Consider the following 16,231-nt stretch of genomic DNA (forward strand, 5'->3'; position numbering starts at 1 on the left):
GATGCCCCAGCAGCCCGCCGACAACACCAACTTCGGCGTCCAGCAGTACGGCGGCCAGAGCCAGGTCGCCAACCAGGCCGTCGGCCCCGGCGCCCGGGCCGTCGCCGGCCAGGTCTCCTTCCAGTCCCTCACGGCCGACCAGCGCACCCAGATCCACGACCGGATGGCACTGATCGAACGCCTCCTGGACGAACACCGGACCGGCCTCCCCGACCAGGACTCCCCCCGCGCGGAGCTGCGCAGGCTCCGCGAGGAACTGGACGAGCCCACCCCCGAGCCGGGCGTGGTACGCCGGGCCCTGGACCGCCTGACGGCCTTCGCCGAGCCGGTGGCCCCCCTGGCGGCGGCGGTGGCGGCCCTGGCCCAGGCACTCCCGTCCCTCTGAGCGCGCCGCCGGTCCCGGACAGCACGACGGCGCCCGAACCGGCCGAAGCCGATCCGGGCGCCGCACTGTCGGTAGGCCCTGTGGGACTCGAACCCACAACCAATGGATTAAAAGTCCACTGCTCTGCCAATTGAGCTAAGGGCCCCGGCGATGTTGCCTCCCCGAGCATAGCCGGACGGGGCCGAGTCTCCGATCGGGTATCGGTGACACGGCCGCGTCCGGCGGGCGAAGGGTTACGGATCGACCGGTTCGGGTGCGCCCGTGCGGGCCGCCTCGCGGGCGATCGTGCGCTCGTGATCCGGGTTGAGGAACCAGTGCCGGGCCGAGGCCAGCCACCAGGCGGCGGCGAAGCCGAGGACGACCAGGACGGCGACCGGGGCGTAGTTGAAGGTCTCCGCGGTCACCGGGGAGACCTGCGGCAGCATGAACAGCACCGTGATCACGCCGACCCACCCCACCGCCACCACTCCGATCGCCCGCGACCAGCGCCCCAGGTGCCAGGGCCCCCGCTCGAACGCCTCGCCCTTGCGCAGCCGCAGCAGGGTCGGGATGACGTAGGCGATGTACAGGCCGATCACGGCGATGGACGTCACCGCCGCGTACGCCGTCACATTGATCAGGTACGGCAGTCCCAGCACCAGCGCACCGAGCGCCGCCAGCCACACCGCCGCGACCGGGGTGCGGGTGCGCGGGTTCACCGAGTGCCACAGGTGCGAGAAGGGCAGCGCGCCGTCGCGCGAAAAGGCGTAGATCATGCGGCTGTTGGCGGTCACCGACGCCATCCCGCAGAACAGCTGCGCCCCGATCACGACCAGGAGCAGCAGCTTGCCCGCGGTCGCGCCCACCGCGTCGAGGAGGATCTGGGCGGGCGGCGCGCCGGTCGGGGACGTGCGGGCCCCCTCGTAGGACTGGATCGCGAAGGTGAAGCCGAGGAGGAGGACGAAGCCCGCGATCCACGACGTCCAGATGGACTGCACGATGCCCTTCGGGCCGGCCGTGGACGCGTTGTGGGTCTCCTCGGTCATATGGGCGGAGGCGTCGTAGCCGGTGAAGGTGTACTGGGCCATCAGCAGGCCCAGCAGGACCACGTAGAAGCTGCTGCCCCAGCCCGTGTTGTTGACGAACTCGCCGAAGACGAAGGACGCCGACTGGTGCTCGTCCGGCGCGAAGGTCAGGGCGCCGACGATGACCGCGACGCCGATGACGTGCCACCACACGCTCACGCTGTTCAGCAGGGCGACGATCCGCACGCCGAAGGTGTTCAGCAGGCCGTGCAGGATCAGGATCCCGGCGAACAGCAGGATCGTGCGGCCGGGGGTCACCTCGAAGTCGAACTGGAGATTGAGATAGGCGCCGAGGAAGGACGCGGCGCCGAAGTCGATGCCGGCGGTCACCGCGACCTGGCCCAGCACGTTGAACCAGCCCGTGAACCACGCCCAGGCGGCCGCGTTCCGGGGCGGGGCCAGGCGATGGGCCCAGAAGTACAGGCCCGCGGAGGTCGGGTACGCCGAGCAGATCTCGGCCATCGCCAGCCCGACGAACAGCGTCATCAGACCTACGGCCACCCAGCCCCAGGTGATCACGGCGGGGCCGCCGGTGTTCATGCCGAACAGATACAGCGTCAGACAGCCCGACAGCACCGAGATGATCGTGAATGAGACCGCGTAGTTGGAGAACGCCGACATGCGGCGGGCGAGCACCTGCGTGTAGCCGAGCTGGGCCAGCCGCTCTTCGTCGGAGAGCGTGCCGTCCGACGGCCCGCTCGCTTTGGCGTCATCTGTCATGTCCCCAGCGATTCCCCCACGGAGGGCGTGACATGCGTCACAGATGGCCAAAAAGGCCCGCACGACCGAAGTCGTACGGGCCTTTTCTATCGGCGCTCGGGATCAGCCGTTGCGCTTCCAGCGCGGCTTGTCCTCGCGGCGCTGGAAGGAACCGCCACCGCGGTGGTCGTCACGACGGCCGGACGGGCGGTCGTGGCTCGGACGGTCGTGACCGCCGGCGCGGAAGCCCGGACGGTCGCCCTGGCGGTCGCGGTTGAACGGACGGTCGCTGCCACGGTGACCGCCGCGCTCGTCACGACGCTCGAAGGGTCGGCCACCACGGTCGTCACGACGCTCGAAGGAACGGCCGCCGCCACGCTCGTCACGGCGCTCGAAGGAACGGCCACCACGGTCGCCACCCCGGTCGTCACGACGCTCGAACGAACGCTCGCCACCCCGGTCGTCCCGACGGAACCCACCACGGTCGTTGTCCCGACGCTCGAACGAACGGCCACCACGGTCGCCACCCCGGTCGTCACGACGCTCGAAGGAACGCTCGCCACCCCGGTCGTCCCGACGGAAGCCACCGCGGTCGTTGTCCCGGCGGTCGTCCCGGCGGAACCCGCCACGGTCGTCACGACGCTCGAAGGAACGGCCACCACGGTCGCCACCCCGGTCGTCCCGACGCTCGTCACGACGGAACCCACCACGGTCGCTGTCCCGACGCTCGAACGAACGACCACCACGGTCGCCACCCCGGTCGTCACGACGGTCACGACGCTCGTACGACGACGAGGACTCCGTACGCTCGACCCGCTCCACGTCCTTGGCCACCGGCTGCTCCGGCACGGCGATCTCCGCCGCGGCCACCGCCGCCTGCGCCTCGGCCACCGCGGCCTCCGGGTCCTCACCGCGCTCGCGGGCGACCCGGGCCACCAGCCGGTCGGCCTCCTCGCGCAGCTCCGTCGCACGGCGCTGCGCACGCTCCAGCTGCTTGGCGAGGTGGGCAACCTCGCGCTCGGCCTGCTGCGCGGCATTGCCCGCGGACTCGGCCTGCACCTCGGTCATCGACCGGGCACCGGTGATCTCGGCGACCTCCGGGTCGAAGGCGGCACCGCCCTGGATGATGTGGCGGCCGGCGTCCACACCCGCGTCCTCCATCAGCCGGAAGATCTGCCGACGCTGATGCGGCAGCGACAGCGACACCACCGTGCCGGTCCGCCCCGCACGCGCCGTACGGCCCGCACGGTGCAGGTAGTCCTTGTGGTCACCGGCCGGGTCGACGTTCAGGACGAGGTCGATGCCGTCGACGTGGATACCGCGGGCGGCGACATCGGTGGCGACGAGCGTGTTGACGTAGCCCTTCTTGAAGTCCTCCAGGACGCGGGTACGCGCACCCTGCGTCATCCCGCCGTGCAGCGCGTCGGCCTTCACCCCGGCGTCGCACAGCTGCTCGGCGATGCGGTCGGCGCCCAGCTGGGTGCGGACGAAGATGATCGTGCGGCCCTTGCGGGAGGCGATCGCGGCGGTGACCGGCGCCTTGTCCTTGGGCTTCACGATGAGGATGTGGTGCGACATGGTCGTGACGTTGCCCTGGGCGCTGTCGACCTCGTGCGTGACCGGGTTGTTCAGGTAGCGCTTGACCAGCGTGGAGATCTCGTTCTCCATCGTGGCGGAGAACAGCATCCGCTGACCGCCCACCGGAATCTGGTCCAGCAGCTCGGTGACCTCGGGCAGGAAGCCCAGGTCGGACATCTGGTCGGCCTCGTCGAGCACGGCGACCTGGACGTCCTGCAGCGAGCAGGCACCGCGGCTGATGATGTCGCGCAGCCGGCCCGGGGTGGCCACCAGCACGTCGACACCGCGCTCCAGGGCGTAGATCTGGTTGCCCATCGACGTACCGCCGCAGACGACCTTCATCTTCAGGCCGAGCTGGTCGCCGTACGGCTGGAGCGCGTCCGCGACCTGCATCGCGAGCTCACGGGTCGGGGTGAGGATCACCGCACGCGGGCGGTGCTTCTCGGTGCGGCCGCCGGACAGGCGGGCCAGGGTCGGCAGACCGAAGGAGAGCGTCTTGCCGGAGCCGGTACGGCCGCGGCCGAGGATGTCCTTGCCGGCCAGGGCGTCCGGGATGGTCGCGGCCTGGATCGGGAAGGGGGTGGTCACGCCGTTCTGCGCGAGCTTGCGCACGACAGCCTCGGGGAGACCGAGCGTGGCGAAGGTGACCTCGGGAGTCTCTTCGGCGGTCTCGGCGATCTCGCTCTCGAGGGCCTCGATCTCGACGATCTCGTTCGCGACAATCTCGTTGTCGACGATCTCGTTCTCGTCGTTCTCGGGCATGACGATGTGATCAGAACTGGAAATGGACATGCGTATGCGAAACCTTCCGGAGTCTCGTCGGCACGCGCCCGTCAACTCCGTGTTTTCGCAATACGACCGCCTCTATGCGATCAGCCACGGCAAGGGAGAGTACGCGCCACACGGCGCGCTCTGCGTTGGCGCCGGGCAAATGGGATCAAACGATCTACCACCATACGCACCCTGTCCCCCCGAAGGCAAACCGGGTCCGCGGGACGTAGGTCACACCGGCGCCCCCGCCTCCGGCGCCGGCTCCCGCTGCACCATCTGCGGCCCCGCCTCCCCGTGCGCCGACGACGACGGTTCCGCGACCGTCGGCTCCGGCGTGACCGTCGGCTCCGGCGGCGTGGGATCCGGCGTCGGCTCCGCGGGCCGCGTCGGCGTCGGCGGCGCATCCGTCGGCTCCGGCTGCTGCCCCGGCCCGCCCGGCTTCTCCGTCTTCCCCGGCTTGCCCGGCACCGCCGCCTTCCCGCTGGCCTCGGCCGACGCGGACGCCGACGGAGACGCCGACTCCTCGGCGCCGCCCTTCTTCGCCTTCTTGCCCCTGCCCCGCCCGCCGTCCGCCGCCGCGGCCCCGAACCCCGCACCGCCACCCGAGACCGCCGAACCCCCGTCCGGCGCCTCACCACCACGCTGCCCCGCGGACCGCGACGGCTTCGCATCCCCACCGGCACCGTCGTCACTCACACTCATACAACCAGCGGCAGCGGCGACCGCCATCACCGTGGCGGCCAGACGGACGGGAACGTACAAGGGGCGCACGGGCAGCCACCTCCGGTGGAGGATGAAGGAGTCAACCTCCCCAACTCCCCCCGCCCACAAGAGGACACGCGACCCGTATCAGCGGGCGCTCACCCGTACCCGAGTGCATGCAACCGGGCGTCGTCGATCCCGAAGTGATGCGCGATCTCATGCACCACCGTCACCTCGGTCTCCGCGACCACGTCCTCCCGCGTCTCACACATCCTCAGCGTCGGCCCCCGGTAGATCGTGATCCGGTCCGGCAACACCCCCGCGTACCACTCACCCCGGTCCGTCAGCGGCGTCCCCTCGTACAACCCGAGCAGCTCCGGATCGTCCGCCGGCGGTTCGTCCTCGACGAACACCGCGACGTTGTCCATCAGCCGCGTCAGCTCCGGCGGAATCCGGTCCAACGCCTCGGCGACCAGTTCCTCGAACTCCTCGCGCGTCATCTCCAGCACAGCCCCATTGTCGGGCACAGGACGCCCGTACGAGAGCCGCAGGCACCCCGCATATCCGCCCGCGCACTTGGGCATACGGGACCAATGGCTCGCGTCCCCTCCGCAATCCTCACCACCACCCACCGGATACGAAGGGCACCGCGCGCCCTGGCCCGCCACTACCGCGCCCGCCAAGCACCCAGCACGATCCAGCTCGTCCCCCAGCCACACCCCTGGGGCCGCGCCCTCGGCCTCGTGACCGTCGTCCTGCTCGGCGCCTGGCTCGGCCTGCTGATCGTGGGCAACGTCCGCGTCCCCGTCGGCCCCATGAACACCACCATGACCCTGCGCCCCTCCGTCAGCGGCGGCACGAAAATCAACATCTCCCCGCTCGGCGCCCTCCAGCTCGACAGCCACATCGCCCCCGTCCGGCTCGACGTCAACGTCGACCAACTCGACCCCGAACGCGCCCAAGCCCTGGTCAACCACCCCGAACGGCTCTCCGGACTCCAGGACGAAGTCGCCCGCGACGTCGCCCACGGCACCCGCGACCTGGCCATACGCTCCTGCGTCGCCGTAGTCGCCGGCGCCACCGCACTCGGCCTCGCCGTCTACCGGCGCCCCCGCCGCGCCCTCGCCGCCGGCGGCCTCGCCCTCACCCTCCTCGCCGCCTCCGGCGGCACCGCAGCCGCCACCTGGAACCCCAACTCCGTCCTCGAACCGAGATTCTCCGGACTGCTGTCCTCCGCCCCCTCCCTGGTCGGCGACGCCCGCAGCATCGTCACCGAATTCGACATCTACCAACAGGAGCTGGCCCGCCTGGTCACCAACGTGACCAAGCTCTACGACGCCACCTCCACCCTCCCCACCTACCAGCCCGACCCCACCACCATCCGCGTCCTGCACGTCTCCGACATCCACCTCAACCCGGCCAGCTGGAAGATCATCGCCTCCCTCGTCGAGCAGTACCAGATCAACGTGATCGTCGACTCCGGCGACACCATGGACCACGGCTCAGCGGCCGAGAACGGCTTCCTCGACCCCATCGAAGACCTCGGCGCGCCCTACGTCTGGGTCCGGGGCAACCACGACTCGATGCTCACCCAGCAGTACCTCCAGGGCCTGAAGAACGCGCACGTGCTGGACGAGGGACGCGCCAAAACCGTCGCGGGCCTGCGCTTCGCCGGGATCGGGGACCCCCAGTTCACGCCCGACCGCACGAACAAGACGGGCGCCGAGGCCTCCCAGGAACTGGCCGGCGCCCGCCTCGCCTCCGCCCTGCGCGACCAGGAAGCGGCGGGCACCCCCGTGGACGTGGCGATCGCCCATGAACCATCGGCGGCCCGCGAGGTGGACGGCGAGGTACCGCTGGTCCTGGCGGGCCACCTCCACCACGACGAGATGGAGGTCCTGGACCGGGGCACGCGGCTGCGCATCGAGGGCTCGACGGGCGGCAGCGGCCTGCGCGCGATCGAGGGCAAGTACCCCGACCCGATCGAGACCTCGATCCTCTACTTCGACCGCGACACCAAGCGTCTGCAGGCGTGGGACGAGATCGAACTGGGCGGTCTGGGCCTCACAACGGCGGAGGTCAGCCGCCACCTCCCCGAGGAGAACCACCCGGGCGGCACCCCCTCCTCCCCACCCCCCTCGTAAACCGTTTTGGCGATCCCTCCCGCCATCCCATATGCTTCTCACGTCCCCGACGCGCTGCGAAGCGCCCAGGCGGGCCGATAGCCCTCATCGTCTAGCGGCCTAGGACGCCGCCCTTTCAAGGCGGTAGCACGGGTTCGAATCCCGTTGGGGGCACGCAGTACCGTGTGCGACACTGTCGTACGCAACAGCTTGGTCCTGTGGAGCAGTTTGGAGTGCTCGCCACCCTGTCAAGGTGGAGGCCGCGGGTTCAAATCCCGTCAGGACCGCCGAGGTTTCCCCGGAAGCCTCGTGGCTGGGTAGCTCAGTTGGTACGAGCGATCGCCTGAAAAGCGATAGGTCGCCGGTTCGACCCCGGCCCCAGCCACAACCCCCAAGGGCCCCGACCAAACGGTCGGGGCCCTTGGCATTTTCTGGACTCCCTGTGATGACCTGCCTCACCGCCGGGGCCAAAAGCGTTCGCCAGGGAATTGGCCGGGATGAGATCCTGGATCGCCTATGTCTACGCACCCTGCTCCCGCCCTCGGCGCCCTCGCCTCCCGTCTGACCGAGTTGTCGCTGCGTGATGCGCACCGGATCGGTCGGCGGCTCGAAGGTGCGCGCAAGATCCGTAAGCCGGAGGCCCGGGCCGCCGTGATCGCTGAGATCGAGGCGGAGGTCGGGAAGGCCGAGGAGCGGATGAGTGCGCGGCGGGCCCGGGTGCCGGCCGTCTCGTATCCAGAGCAGCTGCCGGTCAGCCAGAAGAAGGACGAGATCGCGGTCGCCATCCGTGATCATCAGGTGGTCATCGTGGCCGGTGAGACCGGGTCCGGGAAGACCACCCAGATCCCCAAGATCTGTCTGGAGCTCGGGCGCGGCGTCCGCGGCATGATCGGGCACACCCAGCCTCGTCGTATCGCCGCCCGTACGGTCGCCGAGCGTGTGGCCGAGGAGATGAGGACTCCCCTCGGCGAGGCCGTGGGGTGGAAGGTGCGGTTCACCGACCAGGTGAATCCGGACGCCACCTTCATCAAGCTGATGACCGACGGCATCCTGCTCGCCGAGATCCAGACCGACCGTGAGCTGCGCGCCTACGACACGATCATCATCGACGAGGCGCATGAGCGGTCGCTGAACATCGACTTCCTGCTCGGCTATCTCGCGCAGTTGCTGCCCAAGCGGCCTGACCTCAAGGTCGTGATCACCTCCGCGACCATCGATCCCGAGCGGTTCTCCCGGCACTTCGGGGACGCGCCGATCGTCGAGGTCAGCGGGCGGACGTATCCCGTGGAGGTGCGTTACCGGCCGCTTCTGGAGGAGGACTCCGACGACGCGGACCGGGACCAGATCACGGCCATCACCGATGCCGTCGAGGAGCTCATGGGTGAGGGGAAGGGCGACATCCTCGTCTTTCTCTCGGGTGAACGGGAGATCCGGGACACCGCCGATGCGCTGGAGAAGAAGAAGTACCGGTTCACCGAGGTGCTGCCGCTGTATGCCCGGCTCTCGCACGCCGAGCAGCATCGGGTCTTCCAGCCGCACACCGGCCGCAGGATCGTTCTGGCGACCAATGTCGCCGAGACGTCGCTGACGGTTCCGGGGATCAAGTACGTCATCGACCCGGGTTTCGCCCGGATCTCCCGCTACAGCCACCGCACCAAGGTGCAGCGGCTGCCGATCGAGCCGATCTCGCAGGCCAGCGCCAATCAGCGCAAGGGCCGCTGCGGGCGGACCAGCGACGGCATCTGCATCCGGCTGTACGCCGAGGAGGATTTCGAGGCCCGCCCGGAGTTCACGGACGCCGAGATCCTCCGTACGAATTTGGCTTCCGTGATCCTGCAGATGACGGCGGCCGGTCTGGGGGACATCGAGAAGTTCCCGTTCATCGATCCGCCGGACCACCGCAACATCCGGGACGGTGTCCAGCTCCTGCAGGAGCTGGGCGCGCTGGACCCGACGCAGAAGGACGTACGGCAGCGGCTCACCGAGACGGGCCGCAAGCTGGCTCAGCTGCCGGTCGACCCCCGGCTGGCCCGGATGGTGCTGGAGGCGGACCGCAACGGCTGTGTCCGTGAGGTCATGGTGATAGCCGCCGCGCTGTCCATCCAGGACCCGCGTGAGCGTCCCGCGGACAAGCAGGCCCAGGCCGACCAGCAGCACGCTCGTTTCAAGGACGAGACCAGTGACTTCCTCGCGTATCTGAACCTGTGGCGGTATGTCCGTGAGCAGCAGAAGGAGCGCGGTTCGAGTTCCTTCCGGCGGATGTGCAAGCAGGAGTACCTGAATTTCCTGCGGATCCGTGAGTGGCAGGACATCTACAGCCAGCTCCGTACGGTCGCCAAGCAGATGGGGATCCATCTGAACGAGGAGGACGCGGCCGACCAGAGCGTGCATGTCTCCCTCCTCGCCGGTCTGCTCTCGCACGTCGGCATGAAAGACGTGAAGGACGGCAACAAGAACGAGTACCTGGGCGCGCGCAACGCCAAGTTCGCGATCTTCCCGGGTTCGGCCCTGTTCAAGAAGCAGCCGCGTTTCGTGATGTCCGCCGAGCTCGTCGAGACGTCGCGGCTGTGGGCCCGGGTCAACGCGAAGATCGAGCCGGAGTGGGTCGAGCCGCTTGCCGGGCATCTGTTGAAGCGGACGTACAGCGAACCGCACTGGGAGAAGGACCAGGCGGCGGTGATGGCGTACGAGAAGGTCACGCTGTACGGCGTGCCGATCGTGGCTCAGCGCAAGGTGAACTACGGCCGGATCGATCCGGAGACGAGCCGTGAGCTGTTCATCCGCAACGCGCTCGTCGAGGGTGACTGGCGTACGCATCACAAGTTCTTCGCCGACAATCGCAAGCTGTTGAGCGAGGTCGAGGAGCTCGAACACCGGGCCCGGCGGCGGGACATCGTCGTCGACGACGACACGCTTTTCGACTTCTACGACCAGCGGGTGCCCGAACACGTGGTGTCGGGGGCGCACTTCGACTCGTGGTGGAAGCGCAAGCGGCAGGAGCAGCCGGAGTTCCTGGACTTCGAGCGGGAGATGCTGATCCGGGAGTCGGCCGAGGCGGTCACGAAGGCCGACTATCCGGACTCCTGGCGGCAGGGGCAGTTGAAGTTCCGGGTGACGTATCAGTTCGAGCCGGGTGCGGACGCGGACGGTGTGACGGTCCACGTTCCGCTGCAGGTGCTCAACCAGGTCACGGACGAGGGTTTCGACTGGCAGATCCCGGGGCTGCGGGAGGAGGTCGTCACGGAGCTGATCCGCTCGCTGCCCAAGCCGATCCGCCGCAACTACGTGCCGGCGCCGAACTTCGCGCGGCGGTTCCTGGACTCGGCGGTGCCCTTGCAGGAGCCGTTGACGGTCACGATGGCCCGTGAGCTGAAGCGGATGGTCGGGGTGCCTTTCGAGGCCGAGGACTTCGACTGGGCGAAGGTGCCGGACCATCTGCGCATCACGTTCCGGATCGTCGACGAGCGGCGTCGCAAGGTGGCGGAGGACAAGGATCTGGAGGCGCTGAAGCTGCGGCTGAAGCCGAAGGCGCGCCAGGCGCTGTCCCAGGCGGCCGCGGCGACGGCGTCCCGGGAGGGCGGCGAGTCGCTGGAGCGCACGGGCCTCACGGACTGGACGATCGGCACGCTGTCCCGGGTCTTCGAGACGCGGCGCGCGGGCCAGCCGGTCAAGGCGTATCCGGCGCTGGTGGACGACGGCGACACGGTTTCCGTGCGTCTCTTCGACACGGAGGCGGAGCAGGCGCAGGCGATGTGGCGGGGCACGCGGCGGCTGATCCTGCGCAACATCCCGGTGAATGCGGCGAAGTTCGCGAGCGACCGGTTGTCGAACGCGCAGAAGCTGGCGTTGTCGGCGAATCCGCACGGTTCGGTGCAGGCTCTGTTCGACGACTGTGCGATGGCCGCGGCGGACAAGCTGATCGGGGATTTCGGGGGGCCGGCGTGGGACGAGGAGTCGTACCGGAAGCTGTACGAGAAGGTGCGTGCCGAGATCGTGGACACGACGGTGCGTGCGGTGGGGCAGGTGGAGCAGGTGCTGGCGGCCTGGCAGGCCTGTGAGCGGCGTCTGAAGGCGGTGCGGAGCCCGGCGCTGCTGGCGAACCTCACCGATGTCCGCAAGCAGCTCGACGGGCTGGTGAAGCCGGGGTTCGTCACGGCTGCGGGGATCCGGCGGTTGCCGGACCTGATGCGGTATCTGGTGGCGGTGGACCGGCGTCTGCAGCAGATGCCGGCGAACGCGCAGCGGGACACGACCCGTATGGAGAAGGTCCATGAGATGCAGGACGAGTACGCCTGGCTGCTGGAGCAGATGCCGCGGGGGCGTCCGGTGCCGGAGCAGGTGCTCGATGTCCGGTGGATGATCGAGGAGCTGCGGGTCAGTTATTTCGCCCATGCGCTCGGTACGGCGTACCCGGTGTCGGACAAGCGGATCGTGCGGGCGATCGACGCGCTGGCGCCGTAACGGCTCCCGCACACAGGGTGAGTTCGACCAGGACACCCACCCTCCTGTACAGTCTCTTCTCGCAGCGCAACGCAGGAAAAAGCGCCGCGAAACCTGGTCCTGTGGAGCAGTTTGGAGTGCTCGCCACCCTGTCAAGGTGGAGGCCGCGGGTTCAAATCCCGTCAGGACCGCATTGAATGAAGAGCCCGGGTCGCCACGACCCGGGCTCTTCTGTATGTGCCGACCCATCCGGCCTCTTCCGGCCCCATCCGGCCCTGGGACGCTCCACGCCTCCTTGACGGCGTCACATTCGCTCGGTACCCAGGAAACCAGGGCTCCTTCCCGTACGGCCCTGGAGGTGGCGTATGGCGGCTTCGGCGAGGCATGAGACGCGGGCGTTGCTCCGTGCGCATCTGGCGGCCGCTTCCTCCTACCGGCATCTGACCCGGCACTGTCCGATCTGCCATCAGCTGCTGCGGCTGGCGATGGCTTCCCCGCCGACGGAGTCCGACCGGACGCCCGATGAGTCCGCGTCCGAGCCCGAGCCCGTCGAGTGACCCTCGCCGGCCTCAACGCCCCTGCGTTCGTGGGGCGCTGGAGCGTCTGACTCCTCTAGCGCACATACGCCAGGGGCAACAAGGTCCCTGGCATGTGACGGGTGTCACCGCATGGGTTTCCGAAACCGCGGTACTTACCCCCCACCTACAACTGGTCAATTTAATATGTGCAATTGCACTCCCCGGGAGGGTGTGTCCACAGGAGATCCGACACCCCTCCCCAGGCTCCGACAAGGCCACACACAGGGGCACCCGCACCCCCCGGTTCGGCGCACAAAAAAGATCGCGCTGGACCCGGCGGAGTCCAGCGCGATCTACGACGCACCCTGTCAGTTGCCTGAAGCCTTGGGCGTGGGCCCTGTTGGGGCAGTACCCGCGTCGCTTGGAGCTGTGGGTTCCGGACGCCTCGGCATGTTGGGGGACTTGCCGATTTGTCCGGTTATGAAGTTGTTCAGGCCTCGCTGCGCTGCTGCGGGATGCCCGCGAGCAGAGCGCGGACCTCAGCCTCGCGGTAACGGCGGTGCCCGCCGAGCGTACGGATCGACGTGAGCTTGCCGGCCTTCGCCCACCGCGTGACCGTCTTGGGGTCGACGCGGAACATCGTGGCGACCTCAGCCGGGGTCAGCAGCGGCTCGGCATCAGGGGTGCGAGCGGTCATGAGCGGCCTCCTCGGGAGAACCGAACCTTCTCGGTTCTTTCCTCTAAATTCTGCACCTTGACCCGCGTTGCCCGAAATGGCGGACGCGAGTCGAGTCGGTTATAGGACGAACGGCTTGTCCTCGGCACTACAACTACACCATCTGTCCAGCCGCGTCGGCCAAACCGATGGAATTGCCCCTCCAGGTGTTCATCAGCGACGGAAGCCGATGGACCATGCCATAGCGGACAGTCACGCCACTGTGACGATCAGTCACAGGGCGATCAGGAGTCATCAGACCCCCCATAAAGCATGCAATGCGAGCGGAGTCCTCCCCGGACTCCTTGTCCTATTTTGGCATGAGGGAGGGCAAGAGACGCAAGGGCCGCGTAAGTGCGGTCCATCACGCTTGACACATCTTGAGGGGAACGCCCGGATCGGGACCTACGTCCGATGTTGACGAAACTTCAGGAGTGCCAGGCGCATCAGAGGCAGGAGGAAACCCCAAAACGGGCGTCAGGTCAAACGCCAGTTCGTGACCTGGCCCACACGTCAGTTGGCGGACCGCCGGTCCCGTACCGACCGCCACCGCTCCACCAACCGCCCGTAGGCCACCCCCGCCGCCGCCCCGTCGCCTTCCCGGAGCGCCGCGATGCCCTCGGCCACGTCCGCGGCGGAGTGGTCGTCCTCCAGCTCACCGGCCGGCAGCACATGCACCAGGCCGCCGTAGTCGAGTTCGACCAGGGACCGCGGATGGAACTCCTCCAGCCAGCGCCCCACGTCCACCAGGCCCTCCATGAGCGGCCCTTCGTCGATGGTGTCCTTCAGCGTCCGCAGGGCCCGCGCCACCCGGCGCCGCGCCTGCACCATCGGGGTGCGGTAGCGCAGCATCGGCGGGATCTCGCCGGTGCCCTTGTCGTAGCGCCGCTCCTCGTCCGAGACCAGCACGAACCAGTGCAATGGCACCTGCCAGGTCGAGGTGCGAATCCACGGCCGGGCATCGGGGTTGCGGGCCAGCCAGCGCTCGTAGTCCTGGGCCGCCTGGCGCCGTACGACCTCCGGGAGCACCGCCTCGAGCACCGGCTCGGGCAGTTCCTCGCCCAGCTCGCCGAGCGTCTGCCAGCCGCGCAGCCGGGTCCGCCAGGGACACACGCACACCACCCCGTCCACCTCCAGGACGAAGGCGTCCGTGCTCTCGTGCACCGGCACCGGCACCGGCGGGGTGGGCAACAAGTCCGCCAGGGCGCGGCGCAGTTCGTCCTGGTACGACGGACGGTCGGCGCGGCGGGCGTAGTGCGCCCAGTGCTCGCGCTCGGGTTCGGGGAAGGCGGCCAGCGGCTCGTACACGCGCAGATAGGTCGCGTACGGGACGGTCACCGAGGACACCTTGGGCACGCCTGCTCCCTCCCCTTCCGTCTGCCAGGAAAACCTGCGAAACCCGCTCACAAAGTGGCGAGAAAACTATGCAAATCGTCGCACGGGGGTACTCCGGGAGTAGGTGATCCTGAGCACGTCGAGGTGGCGGGGCTCCCCAGGCTCTAATCTCGTGCTCACAGCTCCCGCCACCCGCACGGGAGCTGCTCCGAACCGCCGCTACTTACCCAGGAGTCACCACAGTGACCGACGTAACCGGCGCACCTGCTGATGTACTGCACACCCTGTTCCACTCGGAGCAGGGGGGTCATGAGCAAGTCGTGCTCTGCCAGGACCGTGCCAGCGGTCTGAAGGCCGTGATCGCCCTCCACAACACCGCGCTGGGCCCCGCCCTCGGCGGTACCCGCTTCTACCCGTACGCGACCGAGGCGGAGGCCGTCGCCGACGCCCTGAACCTCGCGCGCGGGATGTCGTACAAGAACGCCATGGCCGGTCTGGACCACGGCGGCGGCAAGGCCGTGATCATCGGGGACCCCGACCGGGACAAGACCGAGGAGCTGCTGCTGGCCTACGGCCGGTTCGTGGCCTCCCTCGGCGGGCGTTACGTCACCGCCTGCGACGTCGGCACCTACGTCGCCGACATGGACGTCGTCGCCCGCGAGTGCCGGTGGACCACCGGCCGCTCGCCCGAGAACGGCGGCGCCGGCGACTCCTCCGTGCTCACCGCGTTCGGCGTCTACCAGGGCATGCGGGCCTCGGCCCAGCATCTGTGGGGCGACCCCTCGCTGCGCGGCCGGCGGATCGGCATCGCGGGCGTCGGGAAGGTCGGCCACCACCTGGTGGAGCACCTGGTCGCGGAGGGCGCCGAGATCTTCGTGACCGACGTCCGCGCGGACGCGGTGCGCCGGATCACCGAGCGGCACGCGACCGTGACGGCCGTGGCCGACACCGAGGCGCTGATCCGCGTCGAGGGCCTCGACGTGTACGCGCCCTGCGCGCTCGGCGGGGCGCTCGACGACGACTCCGTGCCGGTGCTCACCGCCAAGGTCGTCTGCGGCGCCGCCAACAACCAGCTCGCCCACCCGGGCGTGGAGAAGGACCTCGCCGACCGCGGGATCCTCTACGCGCCGGACTACGTGGTGAACGCGGGCGGCGTCATCCAGGTCGCCGACGAGCTGCACGGCTTCGACTTCGAGCGGTGCAAGGCCAAGGCGGCCGGGATCTACGACACCACGCTGGCCATATTCGCACGTGCGAAGGCGGACGGGATCCCGCCGGCCGCGGCGGCCGACCGGATCGCCGAGCAGCGGATGCACGAGGCCGCCGCGGCGCGCCGGGCGCGCTGATCCGCCGGAGGCGCACCCGTTCGACCGGTACCCGCCGGTGGGCACTTAGAGAGAACTCTCACTTCTACCGGCGGGTCGACCGGCGATAAGTGGTTAAAATCGCGGTTGACCAGCGAGGACGGGGCTCCTCGAAGGTCCTGCGCACACGCGCGTCCTGTGGGCGACGTACCGTATGGGCGCGGGCTCAGGTACCGTGGAAGCCCTACGGACCGGTCTCTCTGCGGAGAGGCCGTTCCAGATCATGAACGCGTGTCGAGACTCTGGGGCCGTCGAGCCCCGTCACCGAGGGGGTCGAGCCATGGGGCGCGGCCGGGCCAAGGCCAAGCAGACGAAGGTCGCCCGCCAGCTGAAGTACAACAGCGGCGGGACTGACCTGTCGCGTCTGGCCAGCGAGCTGGGCGCTTCGACTTCGAGCCAGCCGCCGAACGGCGAGCCGTTCGAGGACGACGAGGACGAAGACGACCCGTACGCCCAGTACGCGGATCTCTACAACGACGACGACGAGGACGAGGACGGCGAGTCCGGTCCCACGTCCCAGCGTCGCGGCGCTTGACG

12 protein-coding genes and 5 tRNA genes are annotated in these 16,231 nt (G+C 69.0%); 10 read left to right on the top strand and 7 right to left on the bottom strand.

Annotation, left to right across the window (positions count from 1 at the left end; all coding sequences use genetic code 11):
- The first annotated feature begins 1 nt into the window (after position 1).
- Entirely contained in the window at positions 2-385 is a 384-nt protein-coding gene (locus tag ACWD11_RS25835; protein WP_451285796.1) for a DUF5955 family protein, read from the top strand.
- A 72-nt stretch (positions 386-457) separates the two neighbouring features.
- On the opposite strand, the gene ACWD11_RS25840 is transcribed toward ACWD11_RS25835, so the two are convergent.
- The 5 genes from ACWD11_RS25840 to ACWD11_RS25860 all read right to left on the bottom strand — a co-directional run bounded on the left by ACWD11_RS25840 (position 458) and on the right by ACWD11_RS25860 (position 5,708).
- A tRNA-Lys gene (locus ACWD11_RS25840) sits at positions 458-530 on the bottom strand.
- Between the two features lie 88 nt (positions 531-618).
- Positions 619-2,169, bottom strand: a complete 1,551-nt coding sequence (locus ACWD11_RS25845) for an amino acid permease (protein WP_389416459.1) — start codon at positions 2,167-2,169, stop codon at positions 619-621.
- A gap of 102 nt (positions 2,170-2,271) precedes the next feature.
- Positions 2,272-4,518 (bottom strand): DEAD/DEAH box helicase, encoded by a 2,247-nt coding sequence (locus tag ACWD11_RS25850; protein WP_451285798.1) that lies wholly within the window; start codon positions 4,516-4,518, stop codon positions 2,272-2,274.
- Between the two features lie 210 nt (positions 4,519-4,728).
- A complete protein-coding gene (locus ACWD11_RS25855; RefSeq protein ID WP_451285800.1) occupies positions 4,729-5,268 on the bottom strand; it encodes a hypothetical protein in 540 nt (179 codons plus the stop codon).
- 89 nt (positions 5,269-5,357) lie between these two features.
- Positions 5,358-5,708: a metallopeptidase family protein gene (locus ACWD11_RS25860; protein WP_059249887.1), complete on the bottom strand. Its 351-nt coding sequence runs from the start codon at positions 5,706-5,708 to the stop codon at positions 5,358-5,360.
- Positions 5,709-5,792: 84 nt separating this feature from the next.
- On the opposite strand from ACWD11_RS25860, the gene ACWD11_RS25865 reads away from it, so the two are divergent.
- The 7 genes from ACWD11_RS25865 (at position 5,793) to ACWD11_RS25895 (ending at position 12,319) form a co-directional block, all read left to right on the top strand.
- Positions 5,793-7,343 (top strand): metallophosphoesterase family protein, encoded by a 1,551-nt coding sequence (locus ACWD11_RS25865; RefSeq protein ID WP_451285802.1) that lies wholly within the window; start codon positions 5,793-5,795, stop codon positions 7,341-7,343.
- Between the two features lie 80 nt (positions 7,344-7,423).
- Positions 7,424-7,496, top strand: a tRNA-Glu gene (locus ACWD11_RS25870).
- A gap of 38 nt (positions 7,497-7,534) precedes the next feature.
- Positions 7,535-7,609 (top strand) — tRNA-Asp (locus ACWD11_RS25875).
- Between the two features lie 24 nt (positions 7,610-7,633).
- Positions 7,634-7,707 (top strand) — tRNA-Phe (locus ACWD11_RS25880).
- Between the two features lie 131 nt (positions 7,708-7,838).
- Positions 7,839-11,783 (top strand): ATP-dependent RNA helicase HrpA, encoded by a 3,945-nt coding sequence (gene hrpA, locus ACWD11_RS25885; protein WP_451285804.1) that lies wholly within the window; start codon positions 7,839-7,841, stop codon positions 11,781-11,783.
- Positions 11,784-11,878: 95 nt separating this feature from the next.
- Positions 11,879-11,953, top strand: a tRNA-Asp gene (locus tag ACWD11_RS25890).
- 174 nt (positions 11,954-12,127) lie between these two features.
- Positions 12,128-12,319, top strand: coding sequence for a DUF6274 family protein (locus tag ACWD11_RS25895; RefSeq protein WP_389416464.1), 192 nt, complete (start codon positions 12,128-12,130; stop codon positions 12,317-12,319).
- 451 nt (positions 12,320-12,770) lie between these two features.
- On the opposite strand, the gene bldC is transcribed toward ACWD11_RS25895, so the two are convergent.
- On the bottom strand, positions 12,771-12,977 hold the full coding sequence (gene bldC / locus ACWD11_RS25900; RefSeq protein WP_003949541.1) for a developmental transcriptional regulator BldC: 207 nt from the start codon (positions 12,975-12,977) through the stop codon (positions 12,771-12,773).
- A 531-nt stretch (positions 12,978-13,508) separates the two neighbouring features.
- Entirely contained in the window at positions 13,509-14,351 is an 843-nt protein-coding gene (locus ACWD11_RS25905) for a hypothetical protein (protein WP_389416465.1), read from the bottom strand.
- A gap of 221 nt (positions 14,352-14,572) precedes the next feature.
- On the opposite strand from ACWD11_RS25905, the gene ACWD11_RS25910 reads away from it, so the two are divergent.
- Entirely contained in the window at positions 14,573-15,676 is a 1,104-nt protein-coding gene (locus ACWD11_RS25910) for a Leu/Phe/Val dehydrogenase (protein WP_451285807.1), read from the top strand.
- A gap of 298 nt (positions 15,677-15,974) precedes the next feature.
- Positions 15,975-16,229 carry a DUF3073 domain-containing protein gene (locus tag ACWD11_RS25915; RefSeq protein ID WP_186286507.1) on the top strand — a complete coding sequence of 85 codons (255 nt, stop codon included), beginning with the start codon at positions 15,975-15,977 and terminating at the stop codon, positions 16,227-16,229.
- Positions 16,230-16,231 lie beyond the last annotated feature (2 nt).

It is taken from the genome of Streptomyces sp. NPDC002776, from assembly GCF_053592195.1.

Bases quoted from the DNA above. Each gene is read 5' to 3' on its own strand.
- ACWD11_RS25845 (WP_389416459.1), bottom strand. From the start codon at position 2,169: ATGACAGATGACGCCAAAGCGAGCGGGCCGTCGGACGGCACGCTCTCC.
- ACWD11_RS25835 (WP_451285796.1), top strand. From the start codon at position 2: ATGCCCCAGCAGCCCGCCGACAACACCAACTTCGGCGTCCAGCAGTAC.
- ACWD11_RS25895 (WP_389416464.1), top strand. From the start codon at position 12,128: ATGGCGGCTTCGGCGAGGCATGAGACGCGGGCGTTGCTCCGTGCGCAT.
- bldC (WP_003949541.1), bottom strand. From the start codon at position 12,977: ATGACCGCTCGCACCCCTGATGCCGAGCCGCTGCTGACCCCGGCTGAG.
- hrpA (WP_451285804.1), top strand. From the start codon at position 7,839: ATGTCTACGCACCCTGCTCCCGCCCTCGGCGCCCTCGCCTCCCGTCTG.
- ACWD11_RS25915 (WP_186286507.1), top strand. From the start codon at position 15,975: ATGGGGCGCGGCCGGGCCAAGGCCAAGCAGACGAAGGTCGCCCGCCAG.
- ACWD11_RS25850 (WP_451285798.1), bottom strand. From the start codon at position 4,518: ATGTCCATTTCCAGTTCTGATCACATCGTCATGCCCGAGAACGACGAG.
- ACWD11_RS25865 (WP_451285802.1), top strand. From the start codon at position 5,793: ATGGCTCGCGTCCCCTCCGCAATCCTCACCACCACCCACCGGATACGA.